General features: G+C 69.9%; 17 protein-coding genes. 16 read left to right on the top strand and 1 reads right to left on the bottom strand.

The genetic code is table 11. The features are described from left to right. Positions 1-2: 2 nt before the first annotated feature. Complete coding sequence (locus IPJ88_00200; GenBank protein ID QQR90217.1) at positions 3-464, top strand: phage tail protein; 462 nt, start codon at positions 3-5, stop codon at positions 462-464. 4 nt (positions 465-468) lie between these two features. Here the strand turns inward: IPJ88_00200 and IPJ88_00195 are convergent, their stop codons facing one another. Next, positions 469-1,230, bottom strand: a complete 762-nt coding sequence (locus IPJ88_00195) for a hypothetical protein (GenBank protein QQR90216.1) — start codon at positions 1,228-1,230, stop codon at positions 469-471. Between the two features lie 81 nt (positions 1,231-1,311). On the opposite strand from IPJ88_00195, the gene IPJ88_00190 reads away from it, so the two are divergent. The 15 genes from IPJ88_00190 to IPJ88_00120 all read left to right on the top strand — a co-directional run bounded on the left by IPJ88_00190 (position 1,312) and on the right by IPJ88_00120 (position 15,332). Then, complete coding sequence (locus IPJ88_00190) at positions 1,312-2,088, top strand: hypothetical protein (GenBank protein QQR90215.1); 777 nt, start codon at positions 1,312-1,314, stop codon at positions 2,086-2,088. Continuing rightward, positions 2,085-2,276 carry a hypothetical protein gene (locus IPJ88_00185; GenBank protein ID QQR90214.1) on the top strand — a complete coding sequence of 64 codons (192 nt, stop codon included), beginning with the start codon at positions 2,085-2,087 and terminating at the stop codon, positions 2,274-2,276. Before IPJ88_00190 ends, IPJ88_00185 begins: the two co-directional genes overlap by 4 nt. 3 nt (positions 2,277-2,279) lie before the next feature. Next, on the top strand, positions 2,280-4,958 hold the full coding sequence (locus IPJ88_00180; protein ID QQR90213.1) for a phage tail tape measure protein: 2,679 nt from the start codon (positions 2,280-2,282) through the stop codon (positions 4,956-4,958). Positions 4,959-4,971: 13 nt separating this feature from the next. Then, positions 4,972-5,484, top strand: a complete 513-nt coding sequence (locus IPJ88_00175; GenBank protein ID QQR90212.1) for a peptidoglycan-binding protein — start codon at positions 4,972-4,974, stop codon at positions 5,482-5,484. Continuing rightward, positions 5,484-5,825: a hypothetical protein gene (locus tag IPJ88_00170; protein ID QQR90211.1), complete on the top strand. Its 342-nt coding sequence runs from the start codon at positions 5,484-5,486 to the stop codon at positions 5,823-5,825. The genes IPJ88_00175 and IPJ88_00170 overlap by 1 nt, the downstream gene beginning before the upstream one ends. Further along, entirely contained in the window at positions 5,822-7,105 is a 1,284-nt protein-coding gene (locus IPJ88_00165) for a phage late control D family protein (GenBank protein ID QQR90210.1), read from the top strand. The genes IPJ88_00170 and IPJ88_00165 overlap by 4 nt, the downstream gene beginning before the upstream one ends. Before the next feature lie 13 nt (positions 7,106-7,118). Next, on the top strand, positions 7,119-7,697 hold the full coding sequence (locus IPJ88_00160; protein QQR90209.1) for a hypothetical protein: 579 nt from the start codon (positions 7,119-7,121) through the stop codon (positions 7,695-7,697). Positions 7,698-7,707: 10 nt separating this feature from the next. Beyond that, complete coding sequence (locus tag IPJ88_00155) at positions 7,708-8,382, top strand: hypothetical protein (GenBank protein QQR90208.1); 675 nt, start codon at positions 7,708-7,710, stop codon at positions 8,380-8,382. 10 nt (positions 8,383-8,392) lie between these two features. Next, positions 8,393-8,773 carry a hypothetical protein gene (locus IPJ88_00150; GenBank protein QQR90207.1) on the top strand — a complete coding sequence of 127 codons (381 nt, stop codon included), beginning with the start codon at positions 8,393-8,395 and terminating at the stop codon, positions 8,771-8,773. A 65-nt stretch (positions 8,774-8,838) separates the two neighbouring features. After that, a complete protein-coding gene (locus IPJ88_00145; GenBank protein QQR90206.1) occupies positions 8,839-10,359 on the top strand; it encodes a baseplate J/gp47 family protein in 1,521 nt (506 codons plus the stop codon). Beyond that, the gene (locus tag IPJ88_00140) at positions 10,359-10,907 is read left to right on the top strand and encodes a hypothetical protein (GenBank protein ID QQR90205.1); all 549 of its coding nucleotides are present in this window, start codon (positions 10,359-10,361) and stop codon (positions 10,905-10,907) included. Before IPJ88_00145 ends, IPJ88_00140 begins: the two co-directional genes overlap by 1 nt. A 10-nt stretch (positions 10,908-10,917) precedes the next feature. Next, positions 10,918-11,613, top strand: a complete 696-nt coding sequence (locus tag IPJ88_00135; protein ID QQR90204.1) for a hypothetical protein — start codon at positions 10,918-10,920, stop codon at positions 11,611-11,613. A gap of 4 nt (positions 11,614-11,617) precedes the next feature. Next, on the top strand, positions 11,618-12,007 hold the full coding sequence (locus IPJ88_00130; protein QQR90203.1) for a hypothetical protein: 390 nt from the start codon (positions 11,618-11,620) through the stop codon (positions 12,005-12,007). Positions 12,008-12,017: 10 nt separating this feature from the next. Continuing rightward, complete coding sequence (locus IPJ88_00125; protein ID QQR90202.1) at positions 12,018-13,355, top strand: phage tail protein; 1,338 nt, start codon at positions 12,018-12,020, stop codon at positions 13,353-13,355. Positions 13,356-13,427: 72 nt separating this feature from the next. Further along, positions 13,428-15,332: a hypothetical protein gene (locus tag IPJ88_00120; GenBank protein ID QQR90201.1), complete on the top strand. Its 1,905-nt coding sequence runs from the start codon at positions 13,428-13,430 to the stop codon at positions 15,330-15,332. The last annotated feature ends 2 nt before the right edge of the window (positions 15,333-15,334 follow it).

Raw genomic sequence — 15,334 nt, 5'->3', positions numbered from 1 at the left:
CCATGACCGTCATCGGCAACCCGCGCAGCTTCCACAAGAAGTTCAAGTTCATCGTCGAGATCGACGACGTCGGCCACGCTGGCTTCCAGAAGTGCAGCGAGCTGTCCGTCGAGGTCGCGAACGTCCAGTACTTCGAGGGCGGCTCGCTCATCCCGAACAAGAGCCCCGGCCGCCTCACGTTCTCCGACGTGACCCTCGAGCGCGGCGCCACCGAGGACCGCGACCTCTTCGACTGGTTCCAGGACGTCGCCATCACGTCGAGCGGCCTCGGGCTCACCGACGTGAACTACAAGCGCAACCTCGACGTCGTGCAGCAGGACCGCGACGGCGTGACCCTGCGCCGCTGGTCGCTCTCGCGCGCGTGGCCGATCAAGTTCGTCGCCGGCGAGTGGGACAACGAGAGCGACGAGAACGTCATCGAGCAGGTCACGCTCACGTACGACTTCTTCGAGCTGGTGCAGTGAGCAGCTACGACACCTGAAACGAGTTGAGGAAGTACGCGAGCGAGTCGAAGGCCCAACGCCGAAGGACCAGTAGTTGCCCGGCACCGACGACGACCTTCGCACCAACTGCAAGCCCGCTCGGTACCAGCCCGGTCGAAACGGTCGACGCTCCGGCCGGGGCACCAGCCGCTACAGAAGCTCCGAGTGCCTGAAGCTTCGTGACGTGCTTCTGTGTGAGCGCGCCGCCGGAGTGCATGACCGCGTGACGGAGTTCGCGCATCTCCTCGTATCGGTCGAAGACCATGCTTGGCGTCGAGATCTTTCCGGCGGGCGCTTGAAGCGCGAGGTCCACCAAAAACGTGCGACGCAGGGCGGGCATCCCGCCGGAATCGGTCCACGCAGAGCGGACCTTCCTCTCGATGTCCTTCGCTGACAACGCGGGCTCTAGGATCGGGAGCACCTGCTCGTAGACGTCCTCCATCCAAGCGTCGAAGTGCGATACGAGGTCGACGAGGAAGCCGCTGCAGAAGGCGACGGGGAGTTCCTCGCCGTAGGCTTCGACGAGTCCTGCGCGATCGAGCTGAACATCAGGTTCGACTGGGAGCCGCAACCCGGCGGGGATGTTCATCGTCGTCGAGAGAGTCACCGACTCGCGGCTCTCGTACTCCTTCCGCGTCACGTCCAGCGCGTTCAGGAGCAGTGCATATCGCGTGTAGAGCGTCACGAGTTCCATCGGAACTGCGCGGAGCACGGCGTCCGCCGCGGCCTTGATTGCTGGGTCCAGCATCGTCTACCCATACCACGCACCGTTCGTCGTCCCTGTCCCCGGCGCCCCTTCTCGGCGGCTTTGCCCCCGAGGAGGCAGCGCATGGCAGACGTCATCACGTGCCCTTCGGGGCTCTCGGGCCGCGTTCGCGGCATGAAGGTTCGCGAGGAGCGCGTCCTCGCTGACCGCAAGCTCGCCAAGAACGGCGGGCAGATCGACGAGCTGCTCGGCTCGTGCTGGGAGGAGACCCTCGACCCGGGGCCCTACGTCTTCGGCGAGGGCGGCAAGGTCGACTGGGGCAAGGTGCTCCAGGGCGACCGGTTCTTCGCCCTGCTAATGGTACGCGCGCTGACCTACGGGCCGGAGTACGCCTTCGGTGTCAGCTGCCGGAACGACGCCTGCCGCGCGCGCATCGACTGGGAGGTCGAGCTGACCAAGCTCCCGGTGCGCCCGCTCTCTGAGGAGAGCCGCGCCGCGTTCGTCGGCGGGAACCGCTTCGAGACGACGCTGCCCGACGCCGGCAAGCGCGTGCGCTTCCGGCTCCTCACCGGCGAGGACGAGCGCAAGCTCCCGGCGCTCCAGCGCTCCGCGCCCGACAAGCTCCTCTCGGCGGTGCTCGCGTACCGCGTGCTCGACGTGGACGGCCTCGAGGCGAAGGCCAAGCGCCAGTTTCTCGAGGACCTCACGCTCCGCGACGCGGACTTCCTGGTCGACGAGTTCGACCGCGTCGACTGCGGCGTGGACACGACCATCGAGATCGAGTGCCCCGAGTGCTTCGGCACGCAGGACGTCGACCTCCCTTTCGACAAGGGGTTCTTCCTGCCGGGCCGGGACAGGACTGCGAGGCGGAAAGCCCGGAGCACCTCTTCCCCGACGTGACCATGGAGAGCTGGCGCGAGGGCATCTTCCAGCTCTGCTGGCAGCAGCACGGAGGCTCAGGCCTCGCAGTGACGCTCGACGATGCGCTCGAGCTGCCGACGACGGATCGCGACTGGCTGATCGAGCGCATCGGTCAGCAGCGCGCCCGGGAGGCGAAGGAACTCGAGAAGGCCGCGAAGCGGAGGTGACCGATGGCGCTCAACAACCTCGGCCTCGGCTTCGTCTTCACCGCGCGTGACCTGGCCTCCGGGGCCATCTCGAACCTCGAGCGGAACTTCACGAGCCTCGACCGCCGCGTCGGGCTCGGCACCGAGAACATCCAGAGCGCCTTCCAGCAGCTCGGCGTCGGCCTCGCGGTCTTCACGGCCGGCGCCGCCACGGTGGGTGCAGCGTTCTCGCTCGCCAACGCCGCAGGTCGCTTCGAGCAGTCGATCGCCGCGGTCGCCGCCGTGTCCGGCGCCACCGCCGTGGAGCTGGAGCAGCTCCGTGGGGCGGCCATCGACGCGGGCATCGCCACGCAGTTCTCGCCCACCGAGGCGACGATGGGGCTCCGCGAGCTCGCGCAGGCAGGCTTCAACGCGCAGGAGTCGATGCAGCTCCTCATCCCCGTGCTCGACCTCGCCGCAGGTTCGCTCGGGGAGCTGTCGCCGCAGCAGGCGGCGGGGCTCGCCTCGCAGGCGATGAAGGCCTTTGGCATCTCGACGGACCAGGCCTCGATCTCGGTCGACCGCATGCTGCAGGCGGTCAACGTCTTCGCGCTCAACGCGAGCGAGCTGCCCATGGCGCTCGGCACCGCCTCGCGCGGAGCCCAGGCGCTGCACCAGTCGCTCTCCGAGACGCTCATCGCCCTCGGCCTCGTGAAGAACGTCATCCCCGGTGTCGAGCGCGCCTCGACGGCGACGGCGGTGGCGATGGAGCGTCTGGCGGACCCGCAGGTGCAGCAGCGGCTTCGTGGCATCGGCGTCGCCGTGGTCGACAGCCAAGGCGGCTTCCGCGCGTTCCTCGACGTGCTGGGCGACATGGCGCCGGCGCTCGATCGCATGAGCGAGTCGCAGCGCTCGGCCTTCCTGCTGCAGGCCTTCGGGCGCGAGGCGCTCGGAGGCGTGAACGCCATCCTCACGCAGGTCACGAGCGGCATCCGCACGAACACCGGCGAGACCGTCCGCGGCGCCCAGGCCATCGCGTACCTGCGCGACCAGTTCGAGAACGCTGGCGGCACGGCCGCGCGCTTCCGCGAGCAGATGCTCAACACGTTCGAGGGGCAGAAGCGGCTCCTCGCGGGGTCCCTCGAGACGCTCGCGATCGTCGCGGGCGAGCCCTTCGCGCAGGTCTTCCGTCCGCTCGTCACCATCGTCGTCGACGTGGTGAACGCCGTGCTCGGCGTCTTCCGCCAGCTGCCCGCGCCGGTGAAGCGCGCCTTCGCGGCGTTCGTCGTGGGAGCCGGTGCGGTCGTCGCGATGGTCGGCGCCGTCATCGCTGCCAAGGCCGGCATCGCGCTGCTCATCATCGGGCTCAAGGCGGCGGGCATCACGCTCGGCGGCCTGCTCGCGACGATCCTGCCGGCGGTGCTCATCTTCGGCGTGCTCGCGCTCGCGGTCGCCGGCTTCGTCGTCGCCTTCCGGAACAACGTCGGCGGCATCGCGGACTTCTTCCAGGGCGTGGGAGCGCGCATCTCGCTCGCCTTCCGCGGGCTCACGCAGCTCTTCGACCAGGGCGGCTTCTCGGGCGCCGTGCGCGACGAGCTGAACCGCGCCGAGAACCAGGGGCTGAAGGACTTCCTCATCAACGTGTTCCTCTGGGTGAACCGCATCCGGAACTTCTTCGCGGGCATCGCGACGGGGTTCTCCGCGGGCATCGAGGCCGCGCGCCCGACGATCGACGCATTCATGAACGCGCTGCGGCGCCTCGGGACGGCGCTCGGCTTCCTCTCGGAGCGGGACGACGCAGGGACGGCCTCGTCGCGGTTCCGCGAGTTCGGCCTCACCGGCGAGCGGGTCGGCCGCGTGCTCGCGACCGTGTTCGAGCTGATCGTCCAGGCGATGACGGCCGTGGTCGAGGTCGCCGAGGGCGTTGCGCAGGGCTGGGAGTGGATCAGCGCTGGCGGCTCGGTGCTCTGGAGCGCGCTCTCGCAGCTCGGCTCGAAGATCCAGGAGGTCATCAACTACATGTTCGGCAGCACCTCGGCGACGCAGCAGAACGGCAGCGCCTGGACCGCGCTCGGCAACGTCATCGCCTTCGTCATCGGCTGGATCATCAGCGCCATCGGCGTGCTCGTGTCGATCGTCTCGGCGGCCGTCGCCGTCATCAGCGCAGCCATCCAGATCGTGATGTCGGTCTTCTCGGGCCTCGCCGACGTCATCACCGGCGTCGTCTTCATCATCGGCGGCATCTTCACCGGCAGCTGGAGCGACATCTGGATGGGCATGAAGCTCGTCGCCTTCGGAGTCGTCGACGCCATCATCGGCGTGGTGCTCGAGCTGGCCGGTGCCATCGCGGGCGTGGTCGATGCGCTCACCGGACTCTTCGGCGAGGGCACCCACTGGCAGCAGGGCATCCGCGACTTCCGCGACTCGCTCCGCGCCGACATGGCCGAGGGCATGGGCGTGCAGGACCTGACGTTCACGCGCCCGACGCGACCGGGGACCGCGGCGCCCGGCGCACCGGCGAGCGACGCCATGTCGTCGATGCCCGCGGTCGCGGCGATGGCGCCCGCCATCCCCGCGTCCTTCCCGATGACGCCAGCCGCGCCGGCCGCGTCGCCGCCCATCACCGTCAACCTCCAGGTCGACGGCACGACCCTCGCCACCGCGGTCCATCGAGCGGACCGCGACTCGGCCACCCGCTCGTTCTCGCCGGTCCCGGCGTACTGAGGAAGGAGGACGCGTGTCGCTCGATGCTGCTCTCGCCCGCGCTCCTCGCTGCCTGCTCGTGAACGTCACGAGCGGGGAGTCGCTCGAGTGCCTCTTCAACCCGACGCAGGTGACCGAGAAGCTGCAGGTGAACTGGAACCGCCTCGCGGTGCCCGGGCTCTCGCATCAGGTGCTGCAGTTCCAGAGCACGGCGAACCGGCAGCTCTCGGGCGTCGAGTTCTACCTCGACCGCTTCTTCGCCGCCGAGCAGCCGGGCGACGTGAACATCCTCGACTTCCGAGCGTTCCTGCGCGCGCTCACGGTGCCCCCCGAGGGCACCGAGGGCGTGGCCGCGACGGCGCCGCCCCGCGTCATCTTCATCTGGCCGAGCGTCGTCACCGTCGAGTGCGTCGTCGCCAGCGTGGAGTTCCAGTACAAGCAGCTCGCCGTCGACGGGATGGTGCTCGTCTACACGGCGAGCGTCTCCTTCGAGGAGATCCTCGACACGCGCGTGACCAGCGAAGAGCTGCGCGAGGAGGTCGAGTGATGGCGCCGCGTACCGGCTCCCGGCACTCCTTCGCGCTCGGCGTGCGTGACGAGCTCGCGCAGCTGTTCCTCACGGAGCGCGAGCCCTACCGCTTTCGCGAGCACACGGACACGCGCGTCCACATCGTCGCACAGGGCGACATGCTCTTCGACCTTGCGGGGCGCTACTTCGCGCCGCTCCCGCGGGCCTGCGGCTTCTGGTGGGTGCTCGCTGACTTTCAGCCCGATCCGATCGTCGACCCGACGCTCGAGCTGGAGGTCGGCCGTCGCCTCTTGGTGCCGAGCCTGCGCGTGCTCACCGACGTCATCCTGAGCGAGCAGCGCCGGAGGGTCGAAGCATGACCGAGCTCGTCGACCGAAGCGGGCCCGGTGTCCGCATCACCGTGCTCTCGAACGAGCGGGCTCCGAGCGGCGAGCCGCTCAACCTCGACGGCCGCATCATCGGCTTCACCTACGAGGACGCCGAGCGCCAGGCCGACAAGGTCTCGCTCCAGCTCGACAACTTTGACCTCGCGCTCTTCGACCGCGAGGAGCTGATCGGCGGCGCCACACTCGAGGTGTCCTGGGGCTACCCGGGCAACATGGCCCCGCCGCGCCGGGTGGTCGTGAAGAAGCTCAAGGGCTTCCAGACGCTGACCATCGAGGGCCAGGCCACCAGCGTGCTGATGAACCGCGAGGCCAAGACGCGCGCGTGGACGAACAAGTCGCGCAGCGACGTGGCCAAGGAGATCGCCGCCGAGCACGGCTACGAGGGCGAGTTCGCGGACGTCGAGGACTCGAGCGAGGTGCTCGACACCATCAACCAGACCGCCGAGACGGACGCACGCTTCCTCCGGCGCCTCGCTGCACGGGAGGAGTTCGAGTACTTCGTCGACGACGGCGGGCTCCACTGGCGCTCGCGGAACCAGGCGAGCGCGCCGAGCCACGTGCTCACCTGGTTCTCCGACCCGGGGCGAGGCGACATCATCTCGCTCAACGTCGAGTCGGACCTCTCGCGCCGGACAGGGCGCGTCGAGGTGCGCGGGCGCGACCCGCTGACGAAGGCGACGATCGAGTCGCGGGCAAGCAGCAGCACCGTCGAGCGCGCCACGCTCAGCGACGTCCTCGAGGTCGTGGACCCCGAGACGGGCTCGTCGTCGCTGCAGGAGCGCAACGCGACGACGAGCGTCCACCCGACCTCGGCGCCGACGCCGGCCGCCGCGGAGCGAGAGTCGGCTGCGCGCTTCCGCCGCGCCGAGCGCGAGACGGTGAAGCTCTCGATGCAGGTCGTGGGCGATCCGACGCTGCGCGCGAAGGAGGTGCTCGAGGTGCGCGGCATCTCCGGACTGCTCTCGGGCAAGTACTACGTGACCGAGGCGAAGCACGTCATCTCGTCCTCCGGCTACGTCGTGGAGCTGAAGCTCACGCGCGACGGCACCGGGGCTCGGCGACAGGCCGGGGCCGCTGCGCAAGGCCAGCCCCAGGGGGGCTCGCCCAATCGCGCGACCCCTGCAGAGGGCGGCGCGATGACCGAGGTCGAGGTCATCGACCCGGCGAGCGGTGCGTCGCACGTCGAGTACCGGCGCGACGGGCGCGCCATCGGCGCCGAGGACCCAGAGGCCGGCATGAGCGTGCCGCGATGACGGAGAGCCACCGATGAGCACCTTCGACGACGACATCCACACGCACGACACCCGGCTCGTCGGGCTGTACGTCGGCTACGTGACGAAGCGCGACGACGAGGAGCAGCTCGGGCGCGTGCGCGTCTGCATCCCCGGCGTGCTCGAGCCGGAGAGCGCGTGGGCCTGGCCGCTCGGCACGGGCGGCGGCGGTTCGAAGGACCGCGGCCTCTTCGCTGTTCCCGAGGAGGGAGCCGAGGTCGCGGTGTTCTTCAACCAGGGGAACGTCGAGGCTCCGTACTACCTGGCCGCGCACTGGGGGAAGCCGAACGGCGAGAGCGAAGTGCCCGAGGAGGCGCAGAAGACGCCCCCGGACAACCGCGTCTTCGCGACGCAGACCTTCCGCATCGAGCTCGACGAGTCGAAGGACAGCCGGAAGCTCAAGCTCACCAACAAGAAGACCGGCGACCACCTCATCTTCGACGCCGAGGAGAACACGGTCACGCTCGAGGCGACGACGGCGCTCACGCTGCGCGCGGTCGGCGCCATCTCGCTCGAGGCCACGCAGGTCACGATCGCCGGGCGGGTGGTCCGCCCCATCGCCGAGCCCATCTGAGGAGGACGCCGTGGCGCTGCCCATCTGCCTCGAGATTCCGGAGATCCCCGATCCGCTGTCCATCACGCTGCCGGGCGGCGTGACGATGCAGCAGATCAACCTGATGCAGGCGATCCAGCCGGCGCTCACACCGCTGATGCCGCTGTTCGACATCATCGACACCGTGGTGGCCGTCTTCAACTGCGTGAAGGCCATCCCAGACTCGCTCGGCCCGCCTCCCGACCCGACCGCGCTCGCGGCGTGCATCCCGGAGCTGGCCGAGAAGGTGGCGAAGCTCTTGCGGCTCATCCCGCAGCTGTCGCTGCCGTACACCATCATCGGCATCATCGACCTCGTCATCGACACGCTCCGGCAGGCGCGCAGCCAGCTCATGCACCTGCAGCAGCAGATGCAGCAGATCCTCGGCGCCATCGACCGTGCGACCGAGCTCGAGGACGCGGGGCTCATGGCCATCACGAGCTGCGCTCAGGCGAACGTGGCGCAGGAGGCGGCCAACGTCGGCAAGTCCCTCGCCAGCCTCGGCAAGCTCATCGGCATCCTGAACATCTTCCTCGGCATCGTGGGTGGGCCCGAGGTGCCGGACCTCTCGAACCTCGCCGGGCGTCCGCTCGACGACGTCATCCCGCCGATCGACGCGATCATCGAGGCCCTGCAGACCGTGCGCAGCGCGGTGCCGGTGCCGTGAGGAGACGACCATGAGCCAGCAGCCGCAGAACCTCCTCATCCCGTTCCGCCGCGACAAGAAGCGCGACTTCGCCGTCGGCAGCGGCGAGGCGCTGCTCGCGTCCAAGGTGCGCCAGGCGCTGCTCACCGAGGGCGCCACGGCGCGCTCCTCGGGCGAGCTGCCCTGGCGGACGAACTTCGGGGCTGGCCTCGCGCTCCTGCGCCACCAGCGCAACGACGCGGCCCTCAAGGAGCTGGCCCGCGTCTACGTGCGCGACGCCCTCAAGCGCTGGGTGCCCGGCGCCCAGCTCGTCAGCCTGAGCGTCGAGCAGGACGGGCCGGCCCTCACGCTTCGCGTGCGGGTGCGCGAGCGGGACGTGGCGGCGGCCGTGGCCGTGTCCTTCGAGCGCTGACCGTCTGGGGCCGGGTCCCCGAGAGCCGAGGCTCGACGGCTTTGCCTCCACGGAGGCTTACCGCCGTGGCCACGCTGCCCGAGTCCGTCGACTACACCGACAAGGATTTCGACGCCCTTCGGGCGCGGCTGATCGCGCTTGTGAAGAGCGTCTTCCCGGACTGGACGGACTTCGACGTCGCGAGCTTCGGGAACCTGCTGGTCGAGCTCTACGCCTTCGTCGGCGACGTGCTCACGTTCTACCAGGACAACCTCGCTCGCGAGTCGCGCCTCGTGACCGCCACGCAGCGCAAGAGCGTGATGGCCCTCGCGAAGATGCTCGGCTACCGGCTGCAGGGCGCGCAGGCCGCGACCGCCGACGTCCTTGTGCAGCTCGTGCGCCCTCCGGCCGCGAGCGTCACCATCCCGGCCGGCACCGTGCTGCGCACGCAGGAGGTCACCGAGCCGGTCCGCTTCCAGCTGCTCGCGCCCGCCGTCATCGCCCCGGGAGCCGACCCGCCGCGCGTCGTCGCCGTGGTCGAGAACTCGAAGACGTACACCCAGCTCTTCGACGCGCGCGGCCTCGCCGACCTCGAGCTGCACCTCGACTACGCCCCGTACCTCGACGGCTCCGCGCTCGTGACCACACCGCAGGGCGCGTTCACCGAGGTCGACAGCTTCCTCGACTCGCGCGCCAACGACCGCCACTTGGTCGTGGCCGTCGACCAGAACGACCGCGCCACGCTGCGCTTCGGCAACGGCGTGAGCGGCATGCCCCCGAGCGGCACGGTCTCGGTCACCTACAAGACGGGCGGCGGCAGCGTCGGGAACGTCGACGCAGACCGCATCGTCGTCATCGAGGGTGCCTTCAAGGATGCGTACGGCAACCCGGTGCAGGTCTCCGTCCGCAACCCGCTGCCCGCCTCGGGCGGCGCCGATCGCCAGACGGTGGCCTCCGCGAAGCTGCTCGCCCCGGAGAGCCTGCGCGCGCTCACGCGCACGGTCGCGAGGGAGGACTTCGAGATCAACGCGCGCAGGCTCCCGAGCGTCGCGCGGGCGCTGATGCTCACCTCGAACGAGGACCCGACCATCGCGGAGAACACGGGCATCCTCTACGTCATCCCGCAGTCGACGGCGGGAGCGGCAGTACCGACGCCCGCGCTGAAGAACCTGGTGCTGCGGCAGGTCACCGAGGTCTACCCGTGCACGCTGACCTTCCAGGTGAGCGTGCAGGACCCGGTCTACCGAGTCATTGATGTCGCTGCGCGCCTCTTCCTGCGCCAGGGCTTCGCCGGCAGCGACGTGCGTGACCGGGTGCGCGCGAACCTCGCGAGCTACTTCCGCGTCAGCGAGCAGGACGGCACGCCCAACCCGCTCGTCGACTTCGGCTTCAACATCAAGGACGCCGAGGGGAACGCGGTCGGCGAGATCGCCTGGTCAGATCTGTTCAACGTCATCCGCGACACGCCCGGCGTGCGCAAGATGGGCGACGCACGCCTCGACCTGACGCTCAACGGGCTGCCCGCCGATGTGAAGCTGAACGTGCGCGAGTTCCCGGTGCTCGGAACCGTGACCCTTCGCAACGGCGACACGGGGGAGCTGCTCTGATGGCGCTCCTCAACCCGAGCTTCGAGGACGAGGGGGCGCTGCCCGGCGAGGCCGAGCACTGGACGCTCACCGCCGTGACCAGCCTTGAGGTCCTCGCCGGCTTCGGCGCCGCGCCCGAGGACGCCTGGGAGGACTTCGAGCGCTGGTTCGCGCTCCTCGCGTCGCTCGACGACGTGACCGTGGTGCTCGCGTTCTTCGACAGCGCGCTCAAGGGCTACGAGGAGTTCGACAGCGGCTGGGCCAACGCGGTCTACCTCTACGAGCTGCCGCCCGCGCAGCTCGTCACGTGCGCCTTCGGTGGCGGCGCCGTCGAGGACTGCGAGACGGGCTGGAGCAACGTGCCGTACCTGCGCGACTGGGCGTTGGTGACGGCCGCGACGGGCGTGTTCGACGGCGAGCCGCGCGAGGACTTCGAGGACCAGTGGCGCTCGAACCAGGTCTACGCGTGGACGTGGGCTGCGGTGACGGCGAGCACCGCGCTGTTCGACGGAGGCGTGCAGGCCGTCGAGGACTTCAACAACGCCTGGACGAACATGACCACCCTCTGAGGAGTGACCGATGGCCGAAGCAGACTGGACGTACCTGAACGACGGGCTCGACATCGCGACGGTGGATCGCGGCGTCACCGCGGGCATCGCTCGACCCCCGGGCGGCGGGAGCTTCCTCTACGCCTTCAACTCCCTCGCGGCCGTCGATGGCGCGGTAGCCCTGTTCGCGAACCTCGCGAGCTTCGCTCCGATGGCGAAGGGCGGCTCCATTCGCGGCGTCGTTCAGCGCGGCCCTGGCGGCGGGCCCACGGGCTTCTCGCCGTTCCTGTTCCTCTGCTGCCAGGGGAACTCGGTCAACGACAGCGCGTACCTGCTCGGGCTGTCCGACGACGATCCGCACCGCATCGTGCTCCGCAAGGGCGCCGTCACGGTGGGCCTGCCGAACGCCGATGGTCCCGGCGTGCTGCTCAAGTCGGCGGCGAGCTTCGCGCAGGCGACCTGGGTGCATCTGCGGCTCGACGTCATCGTGAACACGAACGGCGACGTCGTGCTCAAGGTCTTCCAGAACGACCTCGCGGCGCACGCCCTCGGCACGCCGCCCGATTGGCAGCCGGTCTCCGGGATGGTCGAGTTCATCGACGACCACCTCGGCATCAACTCCGGCAGCCAGCCGCTCACCTCGGGGCGCGGCGGCTTCGGCTGCTCGGTGAAGGACGTGACCCGGCGCTCCTTCTTCGACCACGTCGAGCTGTTCCGGCAGGTGTGAGTCGATGGCGCTCACCGCGTTCACGAGCCGACTCGGGCGAGGCCAGGGACGCCTGCTCACCTCGAAGGCGACCGGTGGCGACTACGCCTTCGTGCTCGGCGAGGAAGAGCCGGGGCGCTTCTTCGACCTCGGTCTCGGCGACCACACGGAGGTGACGCAGTCGACGGACCTCACGGGCGTGAAGCTGGTGCGAGCGCTGCTTCGGCTTCGGGTGCCGGCGAGCACGCCCGCGTGGCTCGCATGGGAGGCGTCCCTCGTCGTCGACGGCACCGCGCTCGCACGCATGCGCGCGAAGCCGGGCCGGGAGCGACTCGTCACGGACCTCGCTGCCAACGTCTCGAAGCTGTCGGGTGTGCACACAGTAGGCGTGCGCCTCGAGCTGGTGACCGCATGAGGGCACCGGCATGAGCACGCTCGAGCTTCCCGCGCTCTACGTCGACAGCGTCGCGCTCGTCGTGAGCACGCCGCGGCTGGTGGTCGTGAACCGTGACCCGAGCCCGGGCGAGACCGGCGTGCCCGTCGACGCGACGCTCGCCCTCGAGCTGATCGACACCGGCGCGGACGGCGTGAACCGAGCCAGCGTGCACGTCTGGGTCGACGGGGTGCTGGCCTTCGACGGCGGCGCGCTGCCGGAGATCACCGCCGCCTTCGCCGGCCCGCTCGCCGGCGCCACGCAGACGGCGGACACGCTTCGCGTCGTGCTGCACCCGGTGGTTCCGATGGCGAGCCTCGCCACGGTCTCGGTGCGCGTGGCCGGGCAGACGGTGGGCGGTGCCGCCTCCGTCGACGAGGTGTACTCGTTCGTCGTCGAGGACCGGACGGCGCCGCGGGTCGTCGGAGCGCAGGCGCTCGCGCAGAAGACGGTGCGCGTCGCCTTCGACGAGCCCGTCCTGCTCCCGGGCGGCTCGAGCTTTGTCCTGACGCCGATGGGAGCGCCGGCCGTGCCGTTGGCCGTCGTGGCTTCGGCCATCGACGGCAGCGTCGTGCTGCTCACGCTCGACACCGAGATGACCCCGGACGTCGTGCACGAGGTCGTGGCGCTCGGCGTCACGGACCTGTTCGGCAACGTCGTCCTCGCGCCTTACGACCGCGCGACCTTCACGGGGTTCCGCCCCGCGCGACCGCAGACGCGCCGCTTCGACCTCTGGCGGATGCTCCCCAAGCACAACCGCCGCGACGATCAGACCGGGGACCTTTTCCGGTTCATCGCCTGCCTGCAGGAGGTGACCGACCTGCTGCTGGCCGACGTGGATCGCTGGCCGGACATCTTCGACTTCGAGCGCGCGCCCGAGGCCTTCCTCGACCTCATCCTCCGCGACCTCGGCAACCCGTTCCCGTTCGAGCTCGACACCATGGGGAAGCGCCGACTCGCGTCGGTGCTCGTCGAGATGTACCGGCAGAAGGGGACGGCGAAGGGCATCCAGAACGCGATCCGCTTCTTCCTCGGCATCGACATCTCGGCCATCTCGCCGTTCAACGCCGACACGCTCATCCTCGGCGAGTCCGAGCTGGGCATCGACTGGGTCCTCGGGCCCTCGGACCGCTTCGCCCGGTACGCCTTCAACGTCGAGGTCGCGCGCATCCTGGCCGATCGCGAGCGCCGGCAGCTCCGCGCCATCGTCGAGTACCTCAAGCCCGCGCACACCCACTTCGTCGATCTGGTCGAGCCGCTCCCGCCCATCCTGCCGAACCACTGGGAGCTGGGTCTCAGCGACCTGGGGGAGACCACGGACCTGCACTGAAGGCCTGTCCCCGAGAGCCGCGTCGGCCGGCTTTGCCTCACCGGAGGGCCCCGTGCGCTCCGAGGCAAGGACATGGCCGATCGCGTCGACTTCTACTTCCGCCAGCGCGTCACCGAGGCCGAGCTCGACCTCGCGTTCGCCTTGCTCGAGAAGGCCGACCGGGACCTCGCCGCGGACCTGAACATCTACGGCATCGTCGCGGGTGCTGTCCCCGCGCCGCACTCGCCGGTACCGGACCTCACGGTCGACCTGACCGCACCGGCGCGCGCCTACGACAACCTCGGCCAGCGCATGTTCTTCGGCACCGGCCAGACGGTGGACTGCGCCGTCGACCTCGTCGGCATCCCGACCGACGTGGCGACCGTCGGCAACGAGCGCTGGCTCGGCATCTTCCTCCGCTTCAAGCGGCTGCTCTCCGATCCCCGGACGGACGGCAACTCGCAGCAGGTGTTCTTCCGGCGTGACGAGTCGTTCGAGCTCGTGGTCCGTCAGGCGCCCGAGGGCGCCATCGGCGTCGCGCCCAAGGCGGCGCTGCAGGCCGACGAGCTGCTGCTCTGCGACGTGCGGCGACGCCCCGGGCAGACGCAGATCCTCGTCGCCGACCTCGACACCTCGCGACGGCAGGCCTTCATCTTCGCGCAGGGCTCCTCGGTCTCCGTCGTGACGGGGGCTTGGAGCATCCTCGCCCCGCTCGCGGCTACGGTGCAGGCCTCGCTCGACGAGGTGGACGCGGAGCTGCGCGACCACTTCACCGCGGCGGCACGCCGGCACGCCGCGACCGCCGTCGACTACGTTGCGCACGGCTTCGTCGGCGCCGCCAATGTGCAGGCGGCCATCGACGAGGTCGTCGACGACCTCACGACCGGCGCCGTGGGCTCGTCCGGTGCCACCCGCGTCGGCGTCGACGCGTCGGCCGGTGCTCCGAACGCGCTGGCCGCTGGCACCGTGAAGACGCAGCTCGCCGCGCTCCTCGGCTTCCTGAACACGCACGTGAGCGCTGCGACCGGAGCGCACGCAGCCAGCGCCATCGCTGCGACGGCGCACAACAACATCGCGGGCATCAACGTGCAGTCGCAGCTGCAGGAGATCGTCACCGACCTCCTGGCGACCGGCGCCTCGGCTCCGGGCGCGGGCCTCGTGGGCGTCGACGCCATCGCCGGCGCGCCCACGGCCATCGGTGCGGGCACGCTGCGAGCGGCTCTCGTGACGCTGCTCGGCGGCCTCAACGGCCACGTGAACCAGGCCGCGGGCGCCCACGCGGCGTCGGCCATCTCCGTCGCCGACGCCGGCAACAACCTCAACGCGGTGAACGTCGAGACCTCGCTCGCCGAGATCCTGGACGCCGTCGAGGGCGACCACTTCCGCGGCAACGAGGCGAACCCCGGCCAGCACCGAACGATCCGGCAGCCCGCGCTCGGCGGCTCGAAGGCGCTCATCCTCGACTCGAATGCGTCGGGCACCGCGCCTACGCACCTGCGCATCTACGCGGACAGCGACTCCGTCTGGTTCACGCTGAACGCCTCGTGGAACGGCGCCGGCTGGACGCGCGACAGCACGCTCTACAACTCGGCGGCCTTCCGCTTCGGTCGCAACTCGCTCGAGTTCCTCCACGACTTCAACAACGAGGCGACGTTCACGACGTGGGATCGCTCGTGGAATCTGCCGATGAGCAGCACCACGAACTCGGCGTTCGAGCTGACGGGCAGCGTCCAGGAGGTCGGCCGCCTCGGGATGGAGTACTCGAACGCCGACAACGCGACGCGCACGCTCGCGGGCGGCGGCGCGACGAACTTCCGCAACCGCTTCCCGGCGTCGCCGTCGTCGATCACGTTCTCGTCGCTCAGTCAGTCGGGCGGCTTCACGGGGAACCCGTCGACGTTCACCGTCGATCGCGATGGGTTCGGCTACTTCAGCTACCAAACCATTCCGGCGCTCGGGACGGTCTGGTGGTTCGGCACGTACACGGCGGTCGCCTGAGG

This window comes from Myxococcales bacterium (assembly GCA_016699535.1).
In the GTDB taxonomy this organism is placed as follows: Bacteria; Myxococcota_A; Polyangia; order Polyangiales.
Note: the sequence above shows the minus strand (reverse complement) of the source record. Positions and strands in the feature narration are given on the sequence as shown.

Excerpts from the sequence above, each read along its gene's own strand:
- IPJ88_00200 (QQR90217.1), top strand. The coding sequence starts at position 3 with ATGACCGTCATCGGCAACCCGCGCAGCTTCCACAAGAAGTTCAAGTTC.
- IPJ88_00135 (QQR90204.1), top strand. The coding sequence starts at position 10,918 with ATGGCCGAAGCAGACTGGACGTACCTGAACGACGGGCTCGACATCGCG.
- IPJ88_00125 (QQR90202.1), top strand. The coding sequence starts at position 12,018 with ATGAGCACGCTCGAGCTTCCCGCGCTCTACGTCGACAGCGTCGCGCTC.
- IPJ88_00165 (QQR90210.1), top strand. The coding sequence starts at position 5,822 with ATGACCGAGCTCGTCGACCGAAGCGGGCCCGGTGTCCGCATCACCGTG.
- IPJ88_00180 (QQR90213.1), top strand. The coding sequence starts at position 2,280 with ATGGCGCTCAACAACCTCGGCCTCGGCTTCGTCTTCACCGCGCGTGAC.
- IPJ88_00160 (QQR90209.1), top strand. The coding sequence starts at position 7,119 with ATGAGCACCTTCGACGACGACATCCACACGCACGACACCCGGCTCGTC.
- IPJ88_00150 (QQR90207.1), top strand. The coding sequence starts at position 8,393 with ATGAGCCAGCAGCCGCAGAACCTCCTCATCCCGTTCCGCCGCGACAAG.
- IPJ88_00120 (QQR90201.1), top strand. The coding sequence starts at position 13,428 with ATGGCCGATCGCGTCGACTTCTACTTCCGCCAGCGCGTCACCGAGGCC.
- IPJ88_00190 (QQR90215.1), top strand. The coding sequence starts at position 1,312 with ATGGCAGACGTCATCACGTGCCCTTCGGGGCTCTCGGGCCGCGTTCGC.
- IPJ88_00130 (QQR90203.1), top strand. The coding sequence starts at position 11,618 with ATGGCGCTCACCGCGTTCACGAGCCGACTCGGGCGAGGCCAGGGACGC.
- IPJ88_00140 (QQR90205.1), top strand. The coding sequence starts at position 10,359 with ATGGCGCTCCTCAACCCGAGCTTCGAGGACGAGGGGGCGCTGCCCGGC.
- IPJ88_00195 (QQR90216.1), bottom strand. The coding sequence starts at position 1,230 with ATGCTGGACCCAGCAATCAAGGCCGCGGCGGACGCCGTGCTCCGCGCA.
- IPJ88_00170 (QQR90211.1), top strand. The coding sequence starts at position 5,484 with ATGGCGCCGCGTACCGGCTCCCGGCACTCCTTCGCGCTCGGCGTGCGT.